The sequence below is a fragment of the Planctomycetia bacterium genome (assembly GCA_034440135.1).
Lineage (GTDB): Bacteria > Planctomycetota > Planctomycetia > Pirellulales > JALHLM01 > JALHLM01.
In genome coordinates this window covers 41,483-67,857 of the sequence record JAWXBP010000246.1, presented here as the reverse complement: position 1 = coordinate 67,857, position 26,375 = coordinate 41,483, and the positions used below count along the sequence as shown (strand labels likewise).

Here is a 26,375-nt window from a genome sequence, read left to right as displayed (position 1 = left end):
TGAGAATGTCGAGTTTCTAAATCTGAATGTCGAATCAAATCCGAATGTCGAAATTTCGAATGGCGATGGGGGGTATGCGGCACGGCGCTTGAGTGGCGAAATCATTCAATCATTCGTCATTTGAACTTGATTCGACATTCAGATTTAGAAATTCGTCATTCACCCCTTCCCCTCAGCACTCCCTCCACCTCCGCTCGCGGCACGTCCTTCACCACCTCCACGTGTCCCAACCGCGTAGGCAGCACGAACCGAATTTGCCCGTGTTCGGTTTTCTTGTCGAGAGCCATCGCCTCGAGCATTTCGTCCACGCCGAGTTCCGGGAGTTCGACCGGAAGTTCGAGCGCCGTGAGCAACGCATGTTGCCGGGCGGTGAAGTCCGGCGGCACGCGCTTGAGTCGCTCCGCGAGCTGCGCGGCGCAGTGCATACCGATCGAGACCGCCTCGCCATGCAAATACGTGCCGTAGCCCGCCAGCGCCTCAATGGCGTGGCAAAACGTGTGGCCGTAATTGAGCACCGCGCGGAGGCCTGTTTCCTCGCGTTCGTCCTGTTCGACGACGTCCGCCTTAAGCCGGCAACAACGCGCGACCACATGCGTGAGCACCGCGGCGTCGCGTTCGCGCAATTCCGCGACGTGACTCTCCAGATACGCGAAGAACTCCGCGTCGAGGATCACGCCATACTTGACGACTTCCGCCAGCCCGGAGCGATAGTCGCGCTCCGGCAGCGTGGCTAGCGTGTCGATGTCGATCAGCACGCCATGCGGTTGCCAGAAACAGCCGACCATGTTCTTGGCGCGTGAGAGATTGATGCCGACTTTGCCACCCACTGAGCTGTCGACTTGCGCCAGCAACGTCGTGGGGATCTGCACAAACGCTAGGCCGCGGGCGAATGTCGCCGCGACGAATCCGGCCAGATCACCGACGACGCCGCCGCCGACGGCCACCACGACGGTCCGCCGATCGGCGCCGCGTTCCAGCATGGCCTCCCAGAGGCCTTCCGCCACTTCGGCCGATTTCGATTCCTCGCCGGCGTCAATCACCAACGCGCCGACGTCCAACCCGGCGTCGGCCAGGCTATCGGCGATCGGCGTCGCGTGCGGCTCCATCACATTGTCGTCGGTGATCAAAATCACCCGCGACACTTGCGCGCCCCGCGCGGCGACCACTTCCTGCACCAAGCGCGGCGATTCGCCGAGAATGCCGGCGCCAATCTCGATCGGATAGCTGCGTTCGCCCAGGGCGACGTGAACAATCTCAGTGGCGGTGGACACGTCGGCGCCCTGGTGATGAGGAAGAAACGGCGACGGCCGGCTAATTGAGACGCTCGACGTCGGCCTGGGTGACAGTGATTTGCCGGCAGAAACCGGTGTGCATCCGCACGTAGTCCAGGTCCGCGGCCTGCTGGGGCGCGGCATGGAGCTTTTCGCTCAGCCGGTCGCGGTCCGCTGCTTCCCAATCGTCATAGGCGTCCGGCCAGACGGTTTGGGTTTCCACCACCAAGGCTTCGCGGTACGGATCAAATGCGTTGGCCATTACGTGCTACCCAATGCGAATGTCGGCGTCGCGCCGGTTTCGTGATGTCGAAGCAAAAAGTATACTGGCCCCGGAGTCCCCGTGACCAGGGCTGGAGGCCGACCGATGATGCCGGGCGTGACGCCGCTGCTGGGTATCAAAGTACTCGATTTATCGCGCGTCTTGGCGGGCCCGGTTTGTTGCCAGGTATTAGCCGAGTTGGGCGCCGACGTTGTCAAAGTGGAACGTCCCAGCACGGGCGACGACACCAGGGCTTGGGGCCCCCCTTTCGTGCCCGACGGCGGACCGAGCGCCTATTTTGCCAGCGCCAATCACAGTAAACGTTCGCTGGCGCTCGATCTTTCCCAGTCAGACGGGATCGCCGTGCTGGAGGATTTAATCCGGCGCGCGGATATTCTCGTCGAAAACTTTCTGCCGGACGCCGCCGCGAAGTACGGCCTGACGCCGGCCAGGCTCACCGAGCTCAACCCGTTGCTAGTAAGTTGCTCGATCTCCGGATACGGCCGCACCGGGCCCCTAGCCGATCGACCCGGCTACGATTTAGTGATCCAAGCCACGTCGGGATTGATGTCGATCACGGGCGAGCCGGACGGCGCGCCGATGAAAGTCGGCGTAGCGATCGCCGATGTCATCACCGGTCTCTACGCGGCCATCAGCACTCTGGCCGGCCTGTTCGCCCGGATCGCAGGGCGCGGCGGCTCGGCTTTCGATTTATCTTTGTTTGACTGCACGCTCGCGAGCCTGGTGAACGTCGCCCAGAGTTCGCTCGTCACCGGCCAGCGCCCGACGCGTTACGGAAACGCTCACGCGCAGATCGTGCCGTACCAGGTCTTCGCGACTAGCGACGGACATTTGGTGCTCGCGGTCGGCAACGATGGTCAATGGCGGCAGTTCTGCCAGGTGGCCGGCCAAGCGAACTGGGCGAATGATCCCAAGTTCGCTACGAACCCGGCGCGCGTGGAACATCGCGCGGAGTTGATCGCGCTCATGCAACCTATCCTCGCCACGCGCACGACGGCGGCGTGGCGTGAACTGCTCGAACCCACCGGCGTGCCGCACGCGCCAGTCGTGCCGCTCGATGTCGCGCTCGCCGCGCCGCAGACGTTGGCGCGAGAGCTGGTCGTGCCGGTTCGCGACGGCGCTGGACGCGAATATCATGTACTTGGAAGCCCGATTCATTGGCACGACGAACCGCGGCGCAAAGTCGGCGCGCCGCCGGAACTGGGGGCACATACCGATGAAGTATTGCGCGACTGGATCGGCTATGACGCCGCGCGGATTCAAACTTTGCGCCAGTCGGGAGTCGTCGCATGAGTGACGCACCCCGAACCGTCTCCGGCAAATGGATGATCCTCACCGCCTTCGGCCTAGCCATCGCGATGTCCGTGGGAGCGTGGCTCTTCCACTATCGCCAGCAGCACCGGCCAATGGAACTCTGGGGACCGGCGGCGGCCAAGCTGATCGCCCATGGCAAGGAAGTCCAAGCTTGGCGACTATCAACGGACGACGAACCCACGTCCGCGGACGTCTTGGAAACCATCACCCTCGACGGGCAACGGCTACACGTCGTCGAACGCCGCGACATAACCAACGCGCGCGGCTTGGTTCATTTCCGTAGCGGGCTGTTGAACGCAAATTGCTTCGATTGGAACGCCACGTCGAGCGAGTCGGCGGATTGGCAATACGCGCTGCAATTTGGCGAAACAGACGAGCGTGCGACGATTCTCTTCGCCCCGGAAGCCCAGCGCTTGCGACTACTGGAAAGCGGAGCAGAGATCTCCGTCGCGCCCATCAGCGAAGGCCTGGAATCCTTCTTGAAGGAACAATTCGTTCCACCGAGTGACTAAAGTAGGAAGGTCGATGACGACATTCCGCGATCCACCGCGCCTCTGCGCCTCCGCGGTGAAAAAAAAGTCGCGGACCTAAGCGATCTCGCGGAATTGAATGTCATGCAGCCGGCCGTAGAGCTCGCAGCGGCGGAGGAGTTGCTCGTGCGTGCCGCTGTCGAGGATGTTGCCGTGGTCCATGACCACGATGCGGTCCGCGAGCGCCAGCGTGCTCATCCGGTGCGTGATGATGATTGTGGTGCGATTCCTGGTGAATTGCTCCAGCACCTGGTGGATGACCTGCTCGCTTTCCAGATCAACCTGGCTCGTGGCTTCGTCCAGGATCAGGATCGGCGGGTCGCGGAGAATCGCCCGGGCCAGTGCGATCCGCTGGCGCTGGCCGCCAGAAAGTTGACCGCCGCGGTTGCCGACCTGGGTCTGATAGCCGTCGGGCAGGCGCTCTTCGATAAAGCGGTGGCAATGGGCGCGCTTCGACGCGGCCAGCACTTCGTCGGCCGTGGCCTGCGGCGAACCATAGCGAATGTTGTTGAACACCGTGTCGTCAAACAGCGTCGGTTCCTGGGTGACGAGCCCGATTTGCTGTCTTAGCTCGCGGCGGCGGACCAGCCGCAGATCGACGCCGTCGAGCAGAACGGAGCCGGCCGAGGGATCGTAGAACCGCGGCACCAGGTTGGCGAGCGTGGTCTTGCCGCACCCGTTCGGGCCGACGATGGCGATCCGCTCGCCGAACTGGATCTCGAGCTGGATATCGTCGAGGACGCGTTTCCCCGCGGCATAAGCGAAGCCGACCTGGTCGAAAGTAAGCGTCTGACGATGCCGCGGCAAACGGCGCGGCGTCGGCGTATCGACAATGGCCGGCGCGCGATCAATCTGTTGATAAATCCGATCGGCTGCGGCCGAAGCCCGCTGCATCCGGCTGAAGATTTCCGACAGCTTTCTCGCGGGATCGCTCACGCCGGCCAGCAACCCATAAAACAACGCCAGGCTCGTCAGCGTGAGCGGTTCGTCGCACATGCGGATGCCAAACAGGTGCGTCGCTCGGTTGATCACCAGGTAAGCCCCGGAAAGGAGCGCCAGGCAGATAATCGTCACGCCGATCATTTCCGTCAGCGGGTGCGTGAGCGAATCGTACCGGGCGATCTTCGCCGCCTTGCGATAATAGTTCTTACAACTCTCGTGAAAGCGGCGGCGCTCGTAGCGCTCCATCGTGAACGCTTTCACCACCTTGATGCCGTCGAAAGTCTCGGTCAGCAGATTGTAGATCTGCGACATCTCCTCCATCGCGCGGCGGTTGGCCCGCTTCAGCGCCTTGGCAAGTTGCCGCACCAGGATCGCGCAGAGGGGCGCGGTGATCAGCGAGAACAGCAGCAGTCGCCAGCAAACTATGCCAGCGCCGATCAAGCAGACGATCATCTTGAGCGGTTCGCGGACTGCCTTGCCGAACAGGTTTTCGAGCCCGTTGGAAAGACTTTCCATGTCGTAGGTGAAGCGGCTCATCAAGTCGCTGGCGCCGTCCTCGGAGAACTGCGACAGGTCCATTTTCAGGCTGTGCCGAAAGAATTCCTTGCGCAAATTGAAGATGGCGAGTTGCGCGAGGCGATTGACTAGAATCGCGTGCAGCGCCAGGAACACGCTCTTGATCGTCGTGCCGATCATCAACAGCGCAACGACCAGCACGAGCGTGCGGAAGGGATCGACGGGCAGCCAGCGCTGGACGTAGGGCTCGATCCGCTGGTAGTAAGCGGCCGATGCACGCGCATCCGCCGCTTCGGCCTCGTGTTGCGCGATCTCCGCCAGGCGTTGCTCGCGCTGCTCAGGCGATTCGCCGGCCGGCGCGGCGGCAAGTTTCGCCCCCAGTGCGGCTTGCTCCGCGGCCTTCGACTCGTCTTCGCGAATCTCGTTGCGGACCCAATCGTGCAGCGACTGTTTCTCGAACGCCACCTGCACGAACGGGGCCACGGCGCCGATGTTGCCGCCCCAAAGCACGCCGACCATCAGTGCACAAAACACCGATGCGGCGAACGTCCATCGATAGTGGAGGGCAAGTCGAATGGCCCTCAGAAAATTTTCCATCGTCGCAAGCCGTCCCTGGCTGATCTGACAAACCGGGCAGTTTGTAACAGAAGCCCAGGGGGCGACCAAGGCCGGAAATCTCGCCGGACACTTTAGAAAAGCAATGATTTTCGCCGTTAAGCCCAGGGAAGGCCCTCGGAGACTTTTCTATCACCATAGTCAATGGCGGCCTTCCCTGGGCTTGGAATAAGCGATGCGATGGAAGCCTTCTCTCGTCTCGCTAAATCGCCAGCACTCCGCAGCTTCCCGGTCCGCGCACGAAAAAACCCTCCGGGCCAGAGGGCTCGGAGGGTCGAAAAAAGGCGTTGAAAGTTGGTGGACTACAACATGAGGTTGGGAGGAATAGTTCGTACCAAAAACTCACGCTGGCAAACATCGGAGGAGCGGGACCAGGTCATTCGCAGCGGCCGACCTTTAAGGCGGCAAGCGGGTGTGAGCGGCGCTGGCCGTCACACGCTGTGCCGGCAGGCAATCGGCCTGCCAGGTACGGGGCCGCTCGTCGTGGGCCTAAGGCTCGGCTCCTCCGACAAAACTGTCCGGCGGACTCTGCACGGCAGCCCTCCTTTCGAATTCAAGGATGCGGACGACAGGTATCGCACAACACACTCTATCGTTATCAGAGCGCCTCCCCCTCCGTCAATTAGATTCCGGGTTTCTCACCAAAATTCTTGGGGGAATATGCCCTCCCCTGATCGGGTCATAGGCGTTGGGCAAACTTCGCCGGCAGGAAATCAAGCCGACGTCCATTCGCCACTGAATACTACGCTTCTGGCGGCCCGTCGGCGCGTGAATTCCACCGTCGTTTTGCCTCGGCAATGTTGGCTTCAATTTGGGCAGCGTCGTGCGGTTGTTCCGCGGCGGTCGTGGCCGGATAGATCGACGCGTTGTAGGTGCGATACGTCTCCATCCGCAGTTGTGAAAGCATGTGGTGCCCGCGTCGACGCTCGCGTTCCGCGCGCAGCGCCGCGAGATCGATGGGGCCGACGACAATCCGGTCGCCGCCGCCTGGTTCCGCTTGCGCGAGGATGCGGCCGTCGTAGTCGACAACCATGCTGCCGCCTGGCCAACTGAACGGCGGATAGTTTTCCAATCGCGCCGCTTGGTTCGCGGCCACGACGTAGGCCATATTCTCCAACGCGCGGACGCGATTCACCAGCGTCCACCAATCGAGCGGCTGCGCCGTACCCCAGGGATCCATATAAGCCGAAACGCGAATCAACACTTCTGCGCCGGCCAAGGCGAGTTGGCGAATCGCCTCGGGGAATAGCCAGTCGTAACAAATCGCCGCGCCGAGCCGCCCGATTTCCGTTTCCACGACGGGATAGATCGCGTCCGTGTATTCCGGCAGATCATGCGGGCTGGTGTGCAGTTCCCAGGGAATCCAAGTATGGACCTTGCGATACTTCGCCAGCAACCCCGTGGGACCGATCAAACACGTCGTATTGAACACGTGCCCCGGCCACGCGCGATCGACTTCCAAGAAGCTGCCGGTCTGAACGTAGACTCCCAGCTCCTTCGCGCGGCGCACATAGGCATCCGTATGTTCGCCAGGCAACTCGACGGCCAGCCGGTCGCGCAACTCCGCGACGCTGGCGTAGATTGGCGCCGCATGGGCGAATTCCGGGAAGACGATCAACCGCACCGGAAAGAACGGCTCATAACCTTGCACCGCGCGATCGACCATCGCCAGCAGATGTTGCACGCGCGCCGGGATTTCATCGCGCGACTGGGGATTCGGCAGGTCGAGCTGGCACGCGGCGGCGTAGTAGCGATCGCAGTTTGGCATGCCCTCAGGTTACTGCATCGGCAACTTGCGTTCGAGGTGCTGGCCGTCGCGCAAAATCGTGACGGCGACCGAATCGCCGCGCCGGCGCTCCGTGAGGCCGTAGGCGATCAGGTCCGTTTCGCGCCAGCGCCGAATCATGCCGTCAAATTCGACGATGATGTCTCCCTCCTGAAAACCAGCCTGCTTGCCGGCCGCGTGCTCGCCGTATTGTCCGACATACTTCACGCGGAGGGCCAACTCGACCTGGCTCAATTTCAGCTCGGTCCGCGTCTCGTCATCGAGGGATTCCAACACCAAACCGCCCGTAACCATCCGGCGCAGGTCCCAAGTCGTCACGCGCGAGGAAATGTCGGACTTCGCCCGCCAGTTCTTGGCCAGCGGCAAGGCCAGCGTCAACGGCATGTCGTCGCGTTCCAATTCAACGGCGACTTCAAGTTTGTCGCCGGCTTGGTCCAGCGCCCATTTGACGTCCGCCAGCGAAATCACCGCCTGCCCGTCCACGGCGATTAACCGGTCGTCCGGCCGCAGCCCGGCTTGTTCCGCTGGCGACCCCTTCGTCACGTCGGCCACCGTCGCGGAGGTGTTCGGATCGAGGGCAAAGCCCAATGCCGTGGTGGCCGGCCAGGTGAATAGCGTTTCCAGCGGAATCGCCGCGCCGCGTTTGCGGTATTCCAGCCGCTCCGCCTCGCGAATCTGGTGGCAATGGATGCACATCCGCGTTTCCAGTTTTTCGACCTTGGCGAACTCGCGGTACTTCTGCAATTCCGGCAGATCCTCCGGTAACGCATAGCGCGGCTTGCCCGGCGTCTTAGCGGCCAGTCGATCGCGATTGCGGGGATAGCCTTGGTGTAGTTCGAGGCCCTGCCGCAACGTGTCGGCAAAGCCTTCCAACGACATCTCGGTTTCCTGCGATTCCGTTTCCGGGCGCGTGCCGTAGCGGCCGTAGATCGTCCGATCCGCATTCAGCATGAACACGGCGAAGCTCTGATCGAAGTCGGATTGAAACAGGCTGAGATCGAGCCCGTTCGTCTTGATCACCCGCACGCAGACAAATTGTTCCAGCAGCGGCTTGATCCGCGGGTCTTCGTGCGCGACCTGCTCGTCGAACACCTTGCAGGCCTCGCAAGGGACACACCGCAGCACCACCAGCAACGGCTTGCCCGACTTGCGCGCCTCGGCGAAACCGCGTTCCAGGTCGTTGTAATACCATTGTTCCGAGGACTCGAACGCGGCCCGGTCTTCGTTCAAACGCTTGGTCCGTTCGTCCTGCGCATGAACAGACGCGTTCGCAACGAGCAAGCAAATCGCAGCGAGCACGATAGAGCGCATGGCTTGAACCCTTGGCGACGAGATGAGCAAGCGGAAAATGCAACACGCGCAGCGAACGCGGAACACCGAACGGCGTCCTAAGAATCATGCGGCAGGCGCCCCGGCGTACCGGCTGGCGAGCGGCGCGATTACCGCTCGCGGAACGTGATTCGACCCTTGGTCAGGTCGTACGGCGACAACTCGACTTTGACCCGATCGCCGGGCACGATGCGAATGAAATTCTTGCGCATTTTTCCCGCGACGTGAGCGGTGACGACGTGGCCGCCGTCGATGGTGACGCGAAAGCGGGTATTCGCCAACGCTTGCGTCACGACGCCTTCGACTTCGAGACCTTCTTCTTTTTGCTTTTCTGCCATAGGCTTACAGCGCCCTCTGTGACCGGAACTTGCCCCGCGACTCGCCCGCCGACGGTTGGCTCAAATATTGCGAGATTCGCGTATCTTATACTTTATAGCACGTTGCGTAAACTGGTGCGGCTAGGCCAATAAGGGCAATTGAATCCTCTCCGTCCCACTTCCGACTTCTGTAGCCGAGGTCTGTGACCTCGGCCGCGCTGTCCACGAACGCACCATTCGCCCTGCGCCGGGATCCGCGACGACGATTTATTGGGTCGCCGTGTCCTCCCCCCTATAGGTCACAGACCCCGGCTGCAGAAGGCACATTCGCGGCGCCGACTCGCTTTAGAGCAAATCGCCGGGCCTCCGGTACAACGAAAGCCGCATTCACGCCGATCCCCCCGACCACTACAATGCCAGGGTTGAGGAGCCATCCTCACAGACGGAGCGTCGAGGGACTGACTACGGAGGGGGTCTGGGCGGGTGGAGACCAAGCTGCGCATCGACATCTTGCGGCAGCCGGACGATGAAACGTGCGGCCCGACCTGTCTACATGCCATTTATCGGTATTACGGGCTGGAGTTGCCGCTCGACGCCTTGATCGCCGGCATCCCGAAACTGGACGATGGCGGCACACTGGCGGTCTGGCTGGCGTGCGACGCCCTGAAGCGCGACTACGCGGCGAAAATCTTCACCTATAACCTGCCCGTGTTCGACCCGAGTTGGTTCGAACGGGAACTATCCGCGGAGGAGTTGGCGAATCGCCTGCGCGCCCAGATGGCGTTCAAGACGAAAAAGCGCCGTCTGCAGTTCGCGAGCAAGGCCTACATCGAATACTTGGAGCACGGCGGCCGGCTGCGTTTCGAGGATTTGACGACCGCGCTTGTCCGCCGGTATCTCAACACCGGCCGGCCAATCATCACGGGGCTCAGCTCGACGTACTTGCATCGCTCGTGCCGCGAGTACGGTCCTGAACAAATTGACGATGACATCCGCGGACAACCCGCCGGTCACTTCGTCATTCTTGCCGGTTACAACCGTGAGACCCGCGAAGTGCTGGTCGCCGATCCGTTGTTCCCGAATCCGTTGTCGGAAACCTGCGAGTACCTCGTGAGCATCGATCGTGTGATTGGCGCCATCTTGTTGGGCGTGGTCACCCACGACGCGAACCTCTTGATCATCGAACCACGCACGAAGCGTCGGACCCCGGAACATGCCGATTCTGATCGTAGTCAATAACGTCAAGGAATGGCCCTTCAAAGTCGAAGGGGCCGAAGTGGTCGGGGCACGCTCGTATCTCACCAAGCCGGAATACGGCGAGATGCGCGGCGTCAAACTCCTGAACCTCTGCCGTTCCTACCGCTACCAGAGCACGGGCTATTACGTCACGCTGCTGGCGACGGCGCGCGGGCATCGACCATTGCCGGATATCACCGCCGTGCAGGACATGAAGTCGCAGACGGTCGTGCGGATGGTGTCCGATGACCTGGACGAACTGATCCAGCAGAGCCTGTCGCCGATCCAGTCCGACAAGTTCACGCTGAGCATCTACTTCGGCCGCAACCTGGCCAAGCGGTACGACAAACTCTCGCGCGAGTTGTTCAATCTGTTCCACGCGCCGATGCTCCGCGCGCAGTTCACGCGCAACGGCAAATGGACGCTGCGCAACATCACGCCGGTGCCGGTGGGCGATATCCCCATGCAGCACCGCCCGTTCGTGTTCCAGACGGCCAACGAGCATTTCGCCGGTCGCACCGCGGCGTTCAAAAAGAAAACCGCGCCGAAATACGACCTGGCGATCCTCACCAATCCCGACGAAGAGTTGCCGCCGTCGAACAGCAAGGCGATTCAGAAGTTCATCAAAGCCGCGGAATCAATGAAGCTCGGCGCGGAACTGATCACCCGCGACGACTATGGCCGCATCGCCGAGTTCGACGCGCTGTTCATTCGCGAGACGACGCAGGTCAACCACCACACCTATCGCTTCGCCCGCCGCGCGGCGATCGAAGGGCTCGTCGTGGTCGACGACCCCGAGTCGATTATGAAGTGCTCGAACAAGGTCTATCTGGCGGAGTTACTCGCGCGCCACAAAGTGCCGATCCCGCGCACGCTGATTGTCCATCGCGACAACATCGAAGAAATCGGCAGCCAGTTGGGCTTTCCGTGCGTGCTGAAGCAGCCCGATTCCTCGTTCTCGCGCGGCGTCGTCAAGGCCGAGAACGAGGAGGACTTGGCCGCGCAATGCGAGGAATTCCTCGGCAAATCCGACCTGGTCGTCGCGCAGGAATTCCTGCCGACCGATTTCGATTGGCGGATCACCATCTTCGACCAGCGCCCGCTGTTCGCCTGCAAATACCACATGGCGCCCAAGCACTGGCAAATCCGCAAGAGCGAGGGCCCCGGCAAGCATGAGTACGGCAAGGTGGAAACCATGCCGGCCGAGCTCGCGCCTCGGAACGTCATGCGCACGGCGCTCAAAGCCGCCAACCTGATCGGCGACGGCCTCTACGGGGTCGACCTCAAGCAATCCGGCAAGGAATGCTACGTCATCGAGGTGAACGACAACCCCAACATCGACTCCGGCTTCGAAGATTCAATCCTCCGCGAAGAACTCTATCGCCGCATCATGGAGGTGTTCCTGGAACGGATTGAAAGCCGGAAGGCGGGGCTGGCGAGGGCGTAACAGGGCCGAACAATTGGTTGAATGGGAATCGTCTATGTCCCGCCTTTTCGAGCATTTGCGACGCCTTGTTCGCGAGGAACGCTATGTTATCGGTCAGCATGCTTCCGAACGGCTGGAACTTCGCGGTATAATGGAATGGCAGGCCGTCGTAGGGCTCGAAGACGGCGCATGCTTGCGTGAGAATCAGGATTCGCAGCCCAATCCAACGGTGGAAGTTCGCGAAATACTGCCTGACGGGACCGAGTTCAAGGCTGTATGGGCATACATGCAACGGAGCGACCTTGCGAAATTGGTAACCGTTCACTTCTTTGATGTGGATTGAGCAATGCGTATTGCTGGCGAACGAATCAAACGAACGCGGTTGATCCAAACGGATCAATACGTCGTAGCCGTTGAAGTGGAAATGGTCATTCCGCCGGACGACCCTAGCGAACCGTGCTACGAGGCTGAAACCGTGGAGTTGCTGCGCGAGGTAAAGGAACACGCTGAGCAAGGCGACTTGGCGTGGCTGACGCAGCATGGCAAAGTCTATGCGGCTGTAGGGGCTGCATAGCAACGAACGAAGCGGGCATTGCTCAAAATGCAGTGTCACACAATGGATTATCCATGGCCCGACGAATTCGAAGGCTTCGTCGAACTTCTCCGCCGAAGTGGTCTGGCGACCGAGCGGGCGGTGGGTGAACTCGTTGAGCGCTATCGCAAGAATTATCTTCCCGCCACCAGGTTGCCGGACACGGTCACTGCCTTCTGTTCGTTTCTGGTCGCTGAGAATGTATTGACGACTTGGCAATGCACGAAGTTGCGCGAATGTCGGTACAAAGGCTCTCGCGTCGGTCACTGGCTGTTCTTGGATGAACTCGGCGGCCGCACGAAAGAGCGTTTGTTCTTCGCCCGAGATGAACGCGGATTGGGTCACGCGATTCTGAAAGTCATACCCCAGGATGGGCCTGTTCCCGTGCGGTTTGAAGTGGTTCAACGATTCGGTTGATACGACGTTGCCGCCTGGCGCAGCTCTCACCGCCGATGCCAACACGCTTATGCGGCAAAACCCGCCCCCAGGGGTCCAAAACTTCCCCCCTGCCTGATATTCTAGAGCTAGTGGCAGTTGCGCTCCCTTGGCCGGGTTTGTTGGCATGTCGCGTTTGGGTTGGATCTTCGCGTTGGTCTGCTTGCTGGGCGTTGGCCGGTCGGGCTGGGCTGCCGATGTTGACCCGGCGGATTTGGAATTCTTCGAAAAGCACGTCCGACCGGTGCTGGTCGAACGCTGCTATGAGTGCCATTCCGACCAGGCGGACGAACCGGACGCCGGGTTGAGGCTCGATTCCCGCGACGGCGTGCTGCACGGCGGCGAAAACGGGCCGGCGATCGTTCCCGGCGATCTCGATCAAAGCCGCCTGCTGCGAGCGATCTCGTACAACGACGTCGACCTGCAAATGCCGCCCGACGGTAAGTTGCCGGACGAGGCGATTGAACACTTGCGGGAATGGATTCGCCGCGGCGCGCCTTGGCCGGAAGAGGCCGCTGCACCAACACCGACGACGGAGTCCAAAGCCTCGTTTGACTTGCAAGCTCGCAAGCAGACGCATTGGGCGTGGCAGCCGATCCAAACCGTCGAGCCGCCGACAGTAAAAAACAAATCCTGGCCGCGCGGAGATGTGGACCGATTCATCCTTGCCAAGTTGGAGGCCGCCGGCATTGCTCCGGTGGGCGAGGCCGATCGCCGCACTTGGTTGCGACGCGTGACGTTCGATCTGATCGGCCTGCCGCCGACGATCGAGGAAATCAACGCGTTTGTCGCGGATGCGTCTCCGGAGGCGCACGAAAAGGTCGTCGATCGCCTGCTGGCGTCGCCCCACTTTGGCGAGCGTTGGGCGCGGCACTGGCTTGACCTGGTGCGCTACGCGGAGACGAAAGGGCACGAGTTCGATTATGCGGCCCCCAACGCCTGGGAATATCGCGACTATGTGATCCGGGCTTTGAACGCCGACGTTCCTTACGATCAGTTCGTCGTCGAACACCTGGCGGGAGACTTACTGCCGGAACCGCGATTGCATCCGACCGAACGCTTCAACGAGTCGCTCATCGGCACCGGATTTTGGTTTCTCGGTGAGGAACTGCATTCGCCCGTCGATACGCGGCAGGACCAGGCGGATCGGTTCGACAATCGTATCGACGTGATGTCGAAAACCTTTCTGGGATTGACCGTGGCCTGTGCCCGGTGCCATGACCATAAGTTCGACGCCATCTCCAATCGCGACTACTACGCGCTGTTCGGCTTCCTGGAAAGCAGCAGCGGGCGACTGGCGCGGTTCGAGACGTTGGAGCAGGATCGCCAATTGGCTGTCGAGTTGGACGCGATCGATCGCGCAGCACAGCAACCGCTCCGCGCCGCGGCGGCGCTGGCGCTACGTCCCACCGTGGAACGGCTCGACGCCTACTTGTTGGCCGTGCGCGATCTGTTCGCTGACGAATCTCTGGTCGTGGATGATATCGCGGCGGAACGCGGGTTGGACGCGCGGGTACTTCGCGCCTGGGGACGGCGGTTGACGAACGCCGTGGACGACGACAACGATCTCTTCCACGCTTACGCGCAGGCGATTGCCACGCCGGATCAAGTTGCCGAAGCGCCCACGGCTAGCTGCGATGAAGTGACGCCGCCTTCCATCGAGATGATCGTTGATTACTCCCAACTTGCGCCGGAAAAATGGCTGCCGGACGACGTGAGTTACGGTCTCGCGCCGCGGTCGCCGGGATCGGTAGCCATCTCGCGCGGAACAACTGCGCCGCGCATCGAGTTCGCGGAACGAGGCGCGGCCGTGTTCGATCCGGCCTGGGACGTGCGCACCTTGGCGGCCGAACATCAATTGGAACCGGGCGCGGTCGGCAACGTCGTGCGGCCAGGGCGGACGCTCTACACGCCGAATTTCACCGTGCAGGGTAAAGTTTATGTGCTCGTGCGCGGCGTTGGCCAGGTCTATGCGACCGTCGACCAACACGCGCTCATCGCAGGCCCGCTACATGGCGTGCTCGTCGGCGGGTTCAATACCGAAGGCGCATGGCGTTGGGTGGAGCGCGACCTGAGCGAATACGTCGGCCGCACGGCACACCTAGAATTCACGCCTGCCAAAGAGCAAACGATCGAGGTCAGCGCCGTGGCGCAGGGAGCGACTCCGCCAGCGCCTCTGGAAGATTCATTAGCCGGCCTGGTGCCTGTCGACGCCAGCGCCACGCCGGACTCGATGGCCGCGGCGTTGCGCAATCGCTTTGCGGCGTTGCTCGCTCGGCTCGAAGATGCGAGAGCGATCGACGAAGAACACGCCGCTCACGACGCGCGATTGGCGAACTGGGCCCTTGCGAATCCATCGCTGTTCACGCCTGACCCCGATGCCGCATTTGCGCCGGTCGCTGCGCTGGCCGACGATTGGAAAGCAAGGCGAGCGCAGGTGCTGGCGAGGATCAAGACGGAGTCGCGCCTTTGCATGGCGATGCAGGACAACACCGGCGTCGATGAACACGTGTTCCTGCGCGGCTCCTGGAAAAACCTGGGCGTCGCCACGCCCCGTCGCGGGCTCGAAGCATTGTACGGCGACGCACCACTGGCGACCGGGTCCGGAAGCGGGCGTTTAGAACTGGCGCGACAGTTGACCGATGCCAAGGCGAATCCGTTGCTGCCGCGCGTGATGGTCAACCGCGTATGGCATCACTTGTTTGGACGCGGCATCGTGGCCTCGGTCGACAACTTTGGCGTGATGGGCGACATGCCCACGCATCCGGAGTTGCTCGACTATTTATCAACGAAATTCATTCACGACGGTTGGTCCATCAAGCGGTTGATTCGCGAACTCACCTTGTCGAGCACTTATCGGCTGGCGTCCGGAGGCGAAACGGTCGGGCCGCCGAGCGATCCGCAGAATCTCTTGCTTTCCCGCGCCCGTGTCCGGCGATTGGAAGGAGAGGCCATTCGCGACGCGATGTTGCAAATTTCTGGCAGCCTCGATCGCCGACCATACGGGCGATCTGTTCCGACGCACTTGGATTCATTCATGGAAGGCCGCGGACGACCGGAGAACAGCGGCCCGCTCGATGGTGCGAATCGGCGGAGCATTTACCTCGAGGTGCGCCGCAACTTCCCCTCGCCGATGATGCTGGCGTTCGACACGCCGATTCCGTTTTCCACGGTCGGGCGTCGCAGCGTTTCGAACGTGCCGGCGCAATCGCTGGTAATGCTCAACGACCCGCTGGTGCACGAATTGTCCAGCCGTTGGGCTCAGACAATCTGTTCAGAGGTCGAGGGAAACGCGGATCGAATCGGTAGCATGTACGAGGAGTGCTTCGGACGTTCGCCCACGGATTCCGAGCGAGCGCAATGCGAAGCCTTCGTGAACGAGGCTGGCGAGAACGCCTGGAAGGACCTGGCGCATGCACTTTGGAACGTGAAGGAGTTCGTCTTCGTGAACTAACGCCAACACCAGCCCGTAGCGCCAGCGAGGGAGAGCGGACGTCGTTTTCAACGCAAAGTTGACACTCTCAACGACGTCGTCTCCTCCCGGCTGGTGCGTCCGACCGGTATCGAGAATCGATCCAACATTGACCTGAATCATGCACTGCCGCCACTACATCCCGACGCCGCACTCGCGCCGCGAAATGCTTGCGCGCTGCGCGAACGGGTTCGGCGCGATGGCCTTGGCGGCGCTGTGGGCGGATGCATCGCGCGCAGCTAACATGTTGCCGCACAATGCCAACCTGACGGCGCTGCATCATGCGGCCAAGGCCCGTAACGTCATTTTCCTCTACATGGACGGCGGGCCGTCGCAGGTCGATACGTTCGATTACAAGCCGATTCTGGAGAAGCATCACGGCGTCGATCCCAGTACGTTGTTCAAAGTCGAGCCCACGCAGTTCGATAATGTCGGCGCCATCACCGCTTCGCCCTGGAAGTTCCAGCAACATGGCCAGTGCGGCGCCTGGGTGAGCGACTTGTTCCCGCACGTCGCGCGACATGTCGACAAGCTGGCGATCGTCCGCTCGATGGTCGCGCAGTTTCCGGAACACACGAGCGCAAACTACTTTCTTCACACCGGCACCGGCATCCAGGGTCGCCCGAGCATGGGGGCTTGGACCAGCTACGGCCTCGGTAGCGAAAACGCCGAGTTGCCCGGGTTCATTGTGCTGAATGGCGGGCTGATTCCGCCCGGCGGCATCGACAATTTCAACAGCGGATTCTTGCCGGCCGCGTACCAGGCGTCGATTTTCCGCAGCGGCGATCCGCCGGTGGCGAACATTATTCCGCGGGAAAAAACGGCCGGGGAACAGCGCCGGAAACTCGACTTGATCGCCGCGCTCGACGGTGAAGCGCAAACGCGCCACGGCGCGCAGCCGGAAATCGAAGCGGCCATCGCAAACTACGAGACCGCGTTTCGCATGCAAACCGCGGTGCCGGAGTTGATGGATCTCTCCGGCGAGACCGCGATGATGAAACGTCTCTACGGCATGGAGGCTGGTTATGAGCCCACCCGTGTCTACGCCGCGCAATGCCTGTTGGCGCGCAGGTTGATCGAGCGCGGCGCGCGGTTCGTCGAGCTAACCTGTCCCAAGACGAACGGCAACGATCGCTGGGACCAGCACGCGGGATTGAAGCAAGGGCACGAAATGAACGCCCTCGCGGTCGATCAACCGATCGCGGCGCTCTTGGAAGACTTGCAAGCGCGGGGATTGCTGGAATCGACGCTCGTCGTCTGGGCGGGCGAGTTTGGCCGCACGCCGTTCGCGCAAGGGGACGGGCGCGATCACGATCCATTCGGCTTCACCATTTGGCTGGCCGGCGGCGGCGTGCGGGGCGGCACGGTGTACGGCGAGACCGACGAGTTCGGCTACAAGGCGATTCGCGATCGCGTCGAGATTCACGATCTCCACGCCACGATGCTGCATCTGCTCGGCGTCGACCACAAGCGCCTCACCTTCCGTTTCGGCGGGCGCGACATGCGCTTGACGGATGTGCATGGCAACGTGGTGGACGGAATCCTGGCCTAGGCCGGCGCGCAAGACACAACGTAAAGAAACAGTGATTCACGATGCATTGGCGCGCCATCTTCGGTTTACGCTGTCCCCGTTGCTTGCGGGGCAAGGCCTTTCAGTCGTTGCTCGTGATGCACGAGCATTGTCCCGAGTGCGGGCTGAAGTTCGCGCGCGAGCCTGGCTTTTTTCTCGGGGCGATGTACTTCAGCTACGGCCTCGGCATTCTGGCGTCGCTGCCGATCTGCGCGGTGATGTTCTACCACGAGTATTCGCCCTGGGCGATCTTCGGCGTGGTGATGGCGCAACTCGCGTTGATGTCGCCCCTCTTGCTGCGCTACTCACGCGTGGCCTGGCTGCACTTCGATCAGCGGTTCGATCCGCGCTAACGTCTTTCGGCACTGACGCCGAAAAGCCCAGGGAAGGTCCTCGAAGACTTTGCCAATTGCAATGACTCGGGATGACCTTCCCTGGGCTTAGTTTCCACGATCCATGCTTTCTCATTCCGCAGCCAGTCGGTAGCCGACGCCGAGTTCTGTCAGCAGATAGCGCGGCTGCGCCGGCTGGTCTTCGAGCTTTTGCCGTAGCGCCGCCATAAAGACGCGTAGGTATTGAGTTTCATGCGCACTGCCGGGTCCCCAGACTTCTTTGAGCAACTGGCGATGCGTCATCACTTTGCCGGCGTGTCGTACGAGCAGCGTCAATAGCTTGTATTCGGTCGGCGTCAGATGCACTTCGCCGCCATGCACGGTCACGCGACGCGCCGCCTGGTCGACGCACAAGTCGCCGACCTGGAACACCGCCGCCGCATCATCTCCCGCGGTGCGCGCCGCGTGCCTCAGGGCGACGCGCACGCGGGCCAGCAATTCTTCGATGCCAAAAGGCTTAGTGAGGTAATCGTCGGCGCCGGCGTCGAGGGCGTGGACTTTGTCCTGTTCCTGCCCTCGGGCGGAGAGCACGACGATCGGCAGCGGCGACCAGCCGCGGACATTCTTGATCACGTCCAGCCCATCGCCGTCCGGCAATCCCAGATCGAGAATCATCAAATCGGGCGGTTGCATCGCCGCTTGCGTGATGGCCTCGCGCACGGTGGTCACTTCCGTCAACCGGAACCCATGGTGCTCCAAAGAAACCCGCAGAAACCGGAGAATTTCCGGTTCGTCCTCGACGATCAAGATCCGCGCTGGGTTGGTCATGTGGCGCCGGTGGGTTGCATCGTCGCTGCGATGGGTGCGCTGCTCGGCTCACTCGTTCCGAGCGGAAGTGCGAACCGAAAACACGCGCCGCCACCGGCGCGGTTCTCGGCCCAGATGCGCCCGCCGTGCAGATCGAGGATACCGCGGCAGATCGTCAACCCCAGGCCGACGCTGCCCGGCAGCCCTCCGGGACTGGCCCTGTAGAATTTATCGAACACGCGTTGCTCATCGCCCGGGGCGAGTCCGCGGCCGCGGTCGGCGACTTCGACGACGATATCCTTGGCGCGCGCCTGAGCAGCGATGTCGATCGCGGCGCCGGGCGGCGAGTATTTGACCGCGTTCTCCAGCAAGTTCATCAACACCTGCTGAATCAGCACGTCGTCGCACGGCACCAGCGGCAAGTCCGGCGGCAAACGCGTCGTCACGGGATGATTCGCCAAGCGACCGCTCAATCTTCGCAGCACGACGCCGATGATTTCCTCCAGCGATTGCCACTCCTTGTTGAGCGTCATTGCACCCCCTTCGAGGCGCGTCATGTCGAGAAGATTGGCCACGAGACGGTTGAGGCGATCGGTTTCGGCGTAGATCGATTCCGCGAGTTCGCGGCGCGTGTCCGCGGCGAGCGTGTCGTGTTCGGCGATGAGCGTGCTGCTCGCCCCGGCGATCGCGGCCAGCGGCGTACGCAAGTCATGCGATACGGCGCTGAGCAAGCTGTTCCGCAAGCGTTCCGCTTCGGTTTGCAGCTTGGCTTCATGCGCTTCCAGCGCGATTTGATCGCGCTCGATCGCTTGGGCGATCACACCGGCGCATGTTTCCAGTAGGCGGAACTGCTCCGGGTCGTGGTAGACGATCAAGTCGTCGCAACGGATACCAAGCGCTCCGATCACGCGCTGCGAACCTTCGAGGGGCACAAACAGTGCCGACCCGTTTGGCAGCGTATCTGTACCCGCGCCGGCGACTTGCGCGTGGTTCGCCACCCAATGCGCAACGAGTGGGTTGACAGGGTGCCTAGCAATTTCCGATGCGGCGCCGAACCGCGGCGTCACAGCGCCAGTCGGCTCGCGTAGGTAGATGGCCACTTCGCCGCGAAAGATCTCGGCGAGTTGCTTGCCCGCAAGTTGCAACAGGAAGTCCGTCCCAGAAATCTGCGACAGGCTACGCGTCAGATGGTAGAGCGCCGCCGTGCGCCGTTCACGAATACTCGCGGCCTTGACCTGCGCCTGCAGCCGCGCGGTCAGCGTGCTGATCAAAATGCAAATGATCAGCATCACGATGAACGTCAGCAAGTATTCCGAATCGCTGACGGCGATCGTGTAATAGGGCGGGACGAACACGATGTCGAACAACATAACGCTCGCCACCGTGGCCGCCAGCGCCGGCCCGCGCCCGTAGCGCACCGCCACGAGCGCCACGCCGAGCAGGTACTGCATTACGATATTGGCCTCGGCGAGGCCCCATGCGTGAAACAACCAGCCGACGAGCGTACAAACAGCGACGATCAACGCGGCGCGCAAGTAGCCATCCCACCGCCATACCGAACGCACCGTTGTCGCGGCCTTTCTTGGCGTGAGCGGTTCTCGTTCGCCGTGGATGACATACACGTCGATGTCGCCGCAATCGCGCAGGAGTCGCTGCACGACGGAACCTTGCCGGATGCGCCGCCACCAACTTTCGGCCGTCTTGCCGACGACGATCTTGGTGACATTCTGATCGCGCGCCCAACTCAAGATCGTGGCCGCCACGTCCGCGCCGACCAGCGTGTGGGTCTCGCCCCCGAGTTGTTCCACCAGGCGCAAATGCTTGGCGATGCGTTCGCGCACGTCCGGCGACTCCGCTTCCACTCGGCCAGTATCGACGGACACGCCTGCCCATTCGGCATCGAGCGCCGTGGCCAATCGCTTGGCGGTGCGCACCACCCGCGCCGTCGTTGGGCTGGGCCCGATACATACCAGTACACGGTCACTCGTGGCCCAGGGCGCTTGGTCCTTGCGCAGCGCTCGCTGCCAATCCACTTCGCGATGTAATCGCGCCGCCGCTTGGCGAAAGGAGAGTTCGCGCAGCGCGACGAGATTTGCCTTCTGAAAAAAGTTCTGGATCGCGCGCTCGGCCTGCTGCGGCAGATACACCTTGCCCGCCTTAAGACGTTCGATCAACCCCTCAGGCGTAATGTCGACCAATTCCAAGTCGTCGGCTTGTTCCACAACCGAATCGGGCAGGCGTTCATGCACGACGACTCCGCTGATCTTGGCGATGACGTCGTTGATGCTCTCGATGTGCTGCACATTGAGCGTGCTGTAAACGTCGATGCCGGCGCCGAGCAATTCCTGCACATCTTGCCAGCGCTTGGAATGCCGGCAGCCCTCGGCGTTCGAGTGGGCCAGCTCATCCACCAGAATCAGCTTGGGCCGGCGCGCCAGGGCCGCATCGAGATTGAATTCCAGCAGTTCCACGCCGCGATAGGGAATGCGCAACGGCGGTAACATGTCGAGGCCCGTCAGCAAGGCTTCGGTTTCGGCGCGGCCGTGCGGCTCGACGTACCCGACGACGACCTCAACGCCCGCGGCACGCTCCCGCTGAGCGGCTTGCAACATGGCAAAGGTCTTGCCGACGCCCGCGGCGTAGCCGAAGAAGATTTTCAGCTTGCCCCGCCGCGCCGCCGACTCCGCCGCGGCGACTTGCTCCAGCAATGCATCAGGATTCGGCCGAGCATCGTCCATAAGTAAAGCTTAGCGTCTCTTGCTGCTGTAGCCGAGGTCTGTGACCTCGGAGAGACAGCGTTATTGCCCGCGAAACACGCGAAACACGCAGAAAAAGGAGGTCGAAAGGAGATGCGAGAACTATGGTCGATGCACGGTGTCCAGGGCCAGATTCAATTCCAGGACGTTGACGCGTGGCTCGCCGAGCATTCCGAACGTGCGCGATTGGGTGTGAGCGGCGACAAGGGCCGTGATTTGATCGACGGGAAGACCTCGGGCCGTAGCGACGCGATCGATCTGAAATTGCGCCGCGGCCGGGCTGATGTGCGGATCGAGTCCGCTAGCCGAGGCGGTGACCAAATCGCCAGGAATCGCGCCGGTCTGGGTGGGATGTGCGGCGCGAAGGGTGCTGACGCGTTCCGCGACGGCGTCGAGCAGCGCCGGGTTGGTCGGGCCCAAGTTACTGCCGGACGATGCGGCGCCGTTGTACGCTGGACTCGTGGCCGATGGTCGGCCCCAAAAGTAACGCGGGTCATCGAACGCTTGGCCGATCAACGATGAGCCTACGGCCGTCTCGCCGCGCAGCAGGACGCTGCCGTTCGCTTGATCGTGAAACAGCACTTGGGAAACGCCGGTGATGACAAGCGGATACACTACGCCGGTGATGAGCGTGAGGACGGAATAGACGATGACGGCGGTACGTACTGAGCGAAACATGGGAATGGACTTTGTGAAAAAGATGAGCGACTCGTATAGTCTTCACGCGATGTGAAGAGCCACCAGCGCCAGGTCGACCAGCTTGATTCCGATGAACGGAACGATCAGGCCGCCGAGGCCGTAGATCAACAGGTTGTCGCGCAGCAATGTCGCGGCGCCGACCGCGCGGTAGCGCACGCCGCGTAGCGCCAAGGGAATCAACAGCACGATAATCAAAGCGTTGAAGATCACCGCCGCGAGGATTGCGCTCGAAGGCGTCGCCAGGTGCATGATGTTCAATCGGTTGAGTACGGGGTAGGTCGTCGCGAACGCCGCCGGAATGATGGCGAAATACTTGGCGACGTCATTGGCGATGCTGAACGTCGTCAGCGCGCCGCGCGTCATCAGCAGTTGCTTGCCGATCTCCACAATTTCGATCAATTTCGTCGGATTCGAATCCAGATCGACCATATTGCCGGCCTCTTTCGCAGCCTGCGTGCCGGAGTTCATCGCCACGGCCACGTCCGCTTGCGCGAGCGCCGGCGAATCGTTGGTGCCGTCGCCGGTCATTGCCACCAGCCGCCCACCGGCCTGGTACTCGCGGATCATCTTGAGCTTCGCCTCGGGCGTGGCTTGCGCGAGAAAATCATCGACGCCCGCTTCGGCCGCAATCGCCGCGGCGGTGAGTGGATTGTCGCCGGTGATCATCACGGTCTTGATGCCCATGCGTCGGAGCTCGGCGAAACGCTCGCGGATGCCGCCCTTCACAATGTCTTTCAAGTAAATCACGCCCAGCGGCCGATCATTCTCGGCCACGACCAGCGGCGTGCCGCCGCGTCGCGCAATCTCTTCGACCTGCTGTTTCAGTTCCGCCGGATAGCGGCCGCCGCGTTCGCTGACGAATTGTTCGATGGCCTCGGCGGCGCCCTTGCGAATTTGCTTGCCGTCGATGTCGACGCCGCTGATCCGCGTTTGCGCGGTGAATGGCACAAACGTGGCATGGAGGTCATGAATATTGCGCCCGCGCAGTCCGTATTTCTCCTTGGCAAGCACGACCACGCTGCGCCCCTCGGGCGTTTCGTCGGCCAGCGAAGCGATCTGCGACGCGTCCGCCAACGATCCGACGTCGACCCCGTTTACGGGAATAAACTCCACGGCCTGTCGATTGCCAAGCGTGATCGTGCCGGTCTTATCGAGGAGCAGCACGTCCACGTCGCCGGCGGCTTCGACCGCGCGTCCCGACATCGCAATCACGTTGGCCTGAATCATCCGGTCCATGCCGGCGATGCCGATCGCGGAGAGCAGCCCGCCGATCGTCGTCGGAATCAAACAGACCAGCAGCGCCACGAGCACAGTTACAGTGATGGGCGAACCTTGCCCCGCGGCGTCGACGCTGTAAATGGAAAACGGCAGCAGCGTGACGCACGCCATCAGAAAGATGATCGTCATCGCCGCCAGCAGGATGTTGAGCGCGATCTCGTTGGGCGTCTTTTGACGTTTCGCCCCTTCCACGAGCGAGATCATCCGGTCGAGAAACGTCTCGCCCGGATTTGCGGAGATGCGCACGATCAACCAATCCGACAACACACGCGTGCCGCCGGTGACGCTGCTGCGATCCCCGCCGCTTTCGCGAATTACCGGTGCGCTTTCGCCGGTGATGGCGCTTTCATCCACCGAGGCGACCCCCTCAATCACTTCGCCGTCGGCCGGAACTTGTTCGCCAGCGGCGACCAGCACGACGTCGCCTTTGCGCAGGGTCGAGGCGCTCACTTTCTGTGAGGCGGCGTCGTGGCGCGGCTCGGCGAGCTTGTTCGCCGATACATCCCGCCGCGCTTGCCGCAGGGAATCCGCCTGCGCCTTCCCGCGCCCTTCGGCCATGGCCTCGGCAAAGTTCGCGAACAGTGCCGTGAACCAGAGCCAGACGCTGATGCCGAAGATAAAGCCTGCCGGCGCCTCGCCGTCGCCAAGCAGGGCTTGGACCCAAAGCCCCGTCGTCAGCAGACTGCCGACAAACACGGTGAACATCACTGGATTGCGGACCTGGTGGCGCGGGTCCAGTTTCTTGAACGAATCGACCACCGCCCGCCGCACAATCGGCGAATCAAACAACGGGCGAGCTTTGGTTTGAGCGGACATGGGAGTATGCGCTGGTGGTTGGTAGTAGCTGAGTCGATTGTGGTTTCGAGTGATGAGTGATGAGTTGGAACTTGTCTGAAACTCATCACTCCGCACTCATCACTTCCTGTCACTGCGTCATCATTAATTGTTCCACGATCGGGCCGAGGGCGAGCGCCGGGACGTACGTGAGGGCGCCGACGATGACCACGACGCCGACGAGCATCGCCACGAACAGCGGCGTGTGCGTCGGCAACGTGCCGAGCCCGACCGGCGCGATTTTCTTTGCGGCCAGCGATCCGGCGATGGCGAGCGTCGGAACGATCAGCCAGTACCGGGCGATCAGCATCGCCGTGCCCAATGCCAGGTTGTAGAACGGCACGTTCGCGCTCAGGCCGGCGAACGCGCTGCCGTTGTTGTTGCCGGCCGACGTGAAGGCATACAATACCTCCGAAAAACCATGCGCGCCGGAATTGTTGAGGTTTCCCTTCAACTCGCCGGTATCCGCGGCGTGGTATTCCAGGCCCGGCCCGAGCACGGCGATCGCAGTTCCCGTCAGTACGACGAAGCACGGGATCAGCACCACCAGCGAGGCCATTTTCATCTCATAGGCTTCGATCTTCTTGCCGAGATATTCCGGCGTGCGGCCCACCATCAGGCCGGAGATGAATACGGCGATGATCGCAAAGGCCAACATGCCGTACAGCCCGCTGCCGACGCCGCCGAACACGACTTCGCCCAACTGCATCAGCCACAGCGGCACGAGCCCGCCGAGCGGTGTGAACGAATCATGCATCGAGTTCACGCTGCCGTTCGAGGCTGCGGTCGTGGCCGTCGCCCAGAGCGTGGAATTGACGATGCCGTTGCGGGTTTCCTTGCCTTCCAGATTGCCGCCAGACTGCGTGGCGCTGGCCGATTGATTGACGCCGAGTGCCGCGAGTTTGGGATTGCCGGCCTGTTCGCAGAGTTGGCAGGCGAACAACAGCGGTACGAAGATGACCAGCATCGCCGCCAGAATCGCCCAGCCTTGCCTTCGGTCGCCAATCAGTTCTCCGAACGTGAAGCAAAGCGCCGCGGGAATCAGCAAAATCGCCAGCACTTGCAGGAAATTGCTCAGCGGCGTGGGGTTCTCGAAGGGATGTGCGGAGTTGACATTGAAGAACCCGCCGCCATTCGTGCCGAGTTGCTTAATCGCGATCTGCGATGCCGCCGGTCCCAAGGGCAAGGTTTGTTCCGTGACGCTCAAACCGTCGGCGTTCGCGATCGGATCGACCACCGAGACCACTTTGTATGGATCAAACGTCTGCACGACGCCTTGCGAGACCAGCGCGAGGGCCAACACCGTCGACATCGGCAACAGGATATAAACCGCCGAGCGCGTCAGATCGACCCAAAAGTTGCCGATCGTCGCCGCCGATTTGCGCGACAGCCCGCGCACGAACGCCACGAGCACCGCCATGCCGGTCGCGGCGGAGACGAAGTTCTGCACGCCGAGACCGAGCATCTGGGTCAGATAGCTCATCGTCGACTCGCCGCCGTAGCCCTGCCAGTTCGTGTTCGACGCGAAACTGACCGCGGTGTTGAACGACGAATCCGGTCCCACGCCGGGCAGACCCTGCGGGTTCAGCGGCAACGCGCCTTGAAATCGCTGCAGCGCGTAAATCACTAGGAGCCCGACGAGATTGAACAACAACACATCCACCGCATAGCGTTTCCAGTCGACTTCCTCGCTCGGGTTCACGCCCGCCAGGCGATAAAGCCACGCCTCGCACTTGCCGAGTTTCGATCCCGGCCCGAACACGCGCCCTTGATAGACGCGCGCCATGTACAGCCCCAGCGGTTTCACCGCCAGCAACAGCACCATGAAGAACAACGCAAATTGCATCCAGGCGTTCGCGGTCATGAGTACCACTCCGGCTTCAACAAGGCGACGGCCAGGTAAATCATCAAGCCCACCGAAACGAGTGCGCCGATCGAGTAAATGAGTGACATGTTTTCCCTGCTTTCACGGAAGGCGTTGGCGGAGATCACCGCAGTCGTTCGCACAACCAGACCAGTCCGGCCGTCGCCGCCG

General features: G+C 61.9%; 20 protein-coding genes. 7 read left to right on the top strand and 13 right to left on the bottom strand.

The genetic code is table 11. The features are described 5' to 3' along the window. Positions 1-155: 155 nt before the first annotated feature. Complete coding sequence (gene aroB / locus SGJ19_14860) at positions 156-1,271, bottom strand: 3-dehydroquinate synthase (GenBank protein MDZ4781528.1); 1,116 nt, start codon at positions 1,269-1,271, stop codon at positions 156-158. 40 nt (positions 1,272-1,311) lie between these two features. Then, on the bottom strand, positions 1,312-1,533 hold the full coding sequence (locus SGJ19_14855; GenBank protein ID MDZ4781527.1) for a hypothetical protein: 222 nt from the start codon (positions 1,531-1,533) through the stop codon (positions 1,312-1,314). Between the two features lie 81 nt (positions 1,534-1,614). On the opposite strand from SGJ19_14855, the gene SGJ19_14850 reads away from it, so the two are divergent. Both SGJ19_14850 and SGJ19_14845 read left to right on the top strand, forming a co-directional pair. Next, entirely contained in the window at positions 1,615-2,847 is a 1,233-nt protein-coding gene (locus SGJ19_14850) for a CoA transferase (GenBank protein ID MDZ4781526.1), read from the top strand. After that, complete coding sequence (locus tag SGJ19_14845; protein MDZ4781525.1) at positions 2,844-3,380, top strand: hypothetical protein; 537 nt, start codon at positions 2,844-2,846, stop codon at positions 3,378-3,380. Before SGJ19_14850 ends, SGJ19_14845 begins: the two co-directional genes overlap by 4 nt. 75 nt (positions 3,381-3,455) lie before the next feature. Here the strand turns inward: SGJ19_14845 and SGJ19_14840 are convergent, their stop codons facing one another. The 4 genes from SGJ19_14840 to infA form a co-directional block, all read right to left on the bottom strand. Beyond that, on the bottom strand, positions 3,456-5,453 hold the full coding sequence (locus tag SGJ19_14840) for an ABC transporter ATP-binding protein (GenBank protein ID MDZ4781524.1): 1,998 nt from the start codon (positions 5,451-5,453) through the stop codon (positions 3,456-3,458). Positions 5,454-6,213: 760 nt separating this feature from the next. Further along, entirely contained in the window at positions 6,214-7,239 is a 1,026-nt protein-coding gene (locus tag SGJ19_14835; GenBank protein ID MDZ4781523.1) for a nitrilase-related carbon-nitrogen hydrolase, read from the bottom strand. A 9-nt stretch (positions 7,240-7,248) separates the two neighbouring features. Continuing rightward, a complete protein-coding gene (locus SGJ19_14830) occupies positions 7,249-8,568 on the bottom strand; it encodes a Trx7/PDZ domain-containing (seleno)protein (GenBank protein ID MDZ4781522.1) in 1,320 nt (439 codons plus the stop codon). A gap of 128 nt (positions 8,569-8,696) precedes the next feature. Further along, positions 8,697-8,924 carry a translation initiation factor IF-1 gene (gene infA / locus SGJ19_14825; protein ID MDZ4781521.1) on the bottom strand — a complete coding sequence of 76 codons (228 nt, stop codon included), beginning with the start codon at positions 8,922-8,924 and terminating at the stop codon, positions 8,697-8,699. Between the two features lie 462 nt (positions 8,925-9,386). On the opposite strand from infA, the gene SGJ19_14820 reads away from it, so the two are divergent. Further along, a complete protein-coding gene (locus tag SGJ19_14820) occupies positions 9,387-10,142 on the top strand; it encodes a C39 family peptidase (protein MDZ4781520.1) in 756 nt (251 codons plus the stop codon). Next, a complete protein-coding gene (locus tag SGJ19_14815; GenBank protein MDZ4781519.1) occupies positions 10,117-11,586 on the top strand; it encodes a RimK family protein in 1,470 nt (489 codons plus the stop codon). Before SGJ19_14820 ends, SGJ19_14815 begins: the two co-directional genes overlap by 26 nt. Here SGJ19_14815 and SGJ19_14810 read toward each other — a convergent pair. Further along, positions 11,528-12,619, bottom strand: coding sequence for a hypothetical protein (locus SGJ19_14810; GenBank protein MDZ4781518.1), 1,092 nt, complete (start codon positions 12,617-12,619; stop codon positions 11,528-11,530). The two genes, SGJ19_14815 and SGJ19_14810, sit on opposite strands and share 59 nt — an antisense overlap. A 100-nt stretch (positions 12,620-12,719) precedes the next feature. Here SGJ19_14810 and SGJ19_14805 point away from each other — a divergent pair, with 100 nt between their 5' ends. From SGJ19_14805 to SGJ19_14795, 3 genes are all read left to right on the top strand, one after another. After that, a complete protein-coding gene (locus SGJ19_14805; GenBank protein ID MDZ4781517.1) occupies positions 12,720-16,046 on the top strand; it encodes a PSD1 and planctomycete cytochrome C domain-containing protein in 3,327 nt (1,108 codons plus the stop codon). 184 nt (positions 16,047-16,230) lie between these two features. Further along, positions 16,231-17,616, top strand: a complete 1,386-nt coding sequence (locus tag SGJ19_14800) for a DUF1501 domain-containing protein (GenBank protein ID MDZ4781516.1) — start codon at positions 16,231-16,233, stop codon at positions 17,614-17,616. 41 nt (positions 17,617-17,657) lie between these two features. Then, complete coding sequence (locus SGJ19_14795; GenBank protein ID MDZ4781515.1) at positions 17,658-17,987, top strand: DUF983 domain-containing protein; 330 nt, start codon at positions 17,658-17,660, stop codon at positions 17,985-17,987. Positions 17,988-18,098: 111 nt separating this feature from the next. On the opposite strand, the gene SGJ19_14790 is transcribed toward SGJ19_14795, so the two are convergent. The 6 genes from SGJ19_14790 to kdpF all read right to left on the bottom strand — a co-directional run bounded on the left by SGJ19_14790 (position 18,099) and on the right by kdpF (position 26,293). After that, a complete protein-coding gene (locus tag SGJ19_14790) occupies positions 18,099-18,794 on the bottom strand; it encodes a response regulator (GenBank protein ID MDZ4781514.1) in 696 nt (231 codons plus the stop codon). Next, positions 18,791-21,511, bottom strand: a complete 2,721-nt coding sequence (locus SGJ19_14785) for a sensor histidine kinase KdpD (protein MDZ4781513.1) — start codon at positions 21,509-21,511, stop codon at positions 18,791-18,793. The genes SGJ19_14790 and SGJ19_14785 overlap by 4 nt, the downstream gene beginning before the upstream one ends. A gap of 120 nt (positions 21,512-21,631) precedes the next feature. Continuing rightward, positions 21,632-22,207 (bottom strand): potassium-transporting ATPase subunit KdpC, encoded by a 576-nt coding sequence (gene kdpC / locus SGJ19_14780; protein ID MDZ4781512.1) that lies wholly within the window; start codon positions 22,205-22,207, stop codon positions 21,632-21,634. Positions 22,208-22,249: 42 nt separating this feature from the next. Further along, positions 22,250-24,322 carry a potassium-transporting ATPase subunit KdpB gene (gene kdpB, locus SGJ19_14775; protein MDZ4781511.1) on the bottom strand — a complete coding sequence of 691 codons (2,073 nt, stop codon included), beginning with the start codon at positions 24,320-24,322 and terminating at the stop codon, positions 22,250-22,252. Between the two features lie 109 nt (positions 24,323-24,431). Continuing rightward, complete coding sequence (gene kdpA / locus SGJ19_14770; GenBank protein ID MDZ4781510.1) at positions 24,432-26,204, bottom strand: potassium-transporting ATPase subunit KdpA; 1,773 nt, start codon at positions 26,202-26,204, stop codon at positions 24,432-24,434. After that, positions 26,201-26,293, bottom strand: coding sequence for a K(+)-transporting ATPase subunit F (kdpF, locus tag SGJ19_14765; GenBank protein MDZ4781509.1), 93 nt, complete (start codon positions 26,291-26,293; stop codon positions 26,201-26,203). The genes kdpA and kdpF overlap by 4 nt, the downstream gene beginning before the upstream one ends. Between the last annotated feature and the right edge of the window lie 82 nt (positions 26,294-26,375).

Coding starts and splice junctions, on each gene's coding strand:
- SGJ19_14855 (MDZ4781527.1), bottom strand. CDS start 1,533: ATGGCCAACGCATTTGATCCGTACCGCGAAGCCTTGGTGGTGGAAACC.
- SGJ19_14845 (MDZ4781525.1), top strand. CDS start 2,844: ATGAGTGACGCACCCCGAACCGTCTCCGGCAAATGGATGATCCTCACC.
- SGJ19_14840 (MDZ4781524.1), bottom strand. CDS start 5,453: ATGGAAAATTTTCTGAGGGCCATTCGACTTGCCCTCCACTATCGATGG.
- SGJ19_14835 (MDZ4781523.1), bottom strand. CDS start 7,239: ATGCCAAACTGCGATCGCTACTACGCCGCCGCGTGCCAGCTCGACCTG.
- SGJ19_14830 (MDZ4781522.1), bottom strand. CDS start 8,568: ATGCGCTCTATCGTGCTCGCTGCGATTTGCTTGCTCGTTGCGAACGCG.
- infA (MDZ4781521.1), bottom strand. CDS start 8,924: ATGGCAGAAAAGCAAAAAGAAGAAGGTCTCGAAGTCGAAGGCGTCGTG.
- SGJ19_14815 (MDZ4781519.1), top strand. CDS start 10,117: ATGCCGATTCTGATCGTAGTCAATAACGTCAAGGAATGGCCCTTCAAA.
- SGJ19_14805 (MDZ4781517.1), top strand. CDS start 12,720: ATGTCGCGTTTGGGTTGGATCTTCGCGTTGGTCTGCTTGCTGGGCGTT.
- SGJ19_14800 (MDZ4781516.1), top strand. CDS start 16,231: ATGCTTGCGCGCTGCGCGAACGGGTTCGGCGCGATGGCCTTGGCGGCG.
- SGJ19_14795 (MDZ4781515.1), top strand. CDS start 17,658: ATGCATTGGCGCGCCATCTTCGGTTTACGCTGTCCCCGTTGCTTGCGG.
- SGJ19_14790 (MDZ4781514.1), bottom strand. CDS start 18,794: ATGACCAACCCAGCGCGGATCTTGATCGTCGAGGACGAACCGGAAATT.
- SGJ19_14785 (MDZ4781513.1), bottom strand. CDS start 21,511: ATGGACGATGCTCGGCCGAATCCTGATGCATTGCTGGAGCAAGTCGCC.
- kdpC (MDZ4781512.1), bottom strand. CDS start 22,207: ATGTTTCGCTCAGTACGTACCGCCGTCATCGTCTATTCCGTCCTCACG.
- kdpB (MDZ4781511.1), bottom strand. CDS start 24,322: ATGTCCGCTCAAACCAAAGCTCGCCCGTTGTTTGATTCGCCGATTGTG.
- kdpA (MDZ4781510.1), bottom strand. CDS start 26,204: ATGACCGCGAACGCCTGGATGCAATTTGCGTTGTTCTTCATGGTGCTG.
- kdpF (MDZ4781509.1), bottom strand. CDS start 26,293: ATGTCACTCATTTACTCGATCGGCGCACTCGTTTCGGTGGGCTTGATG.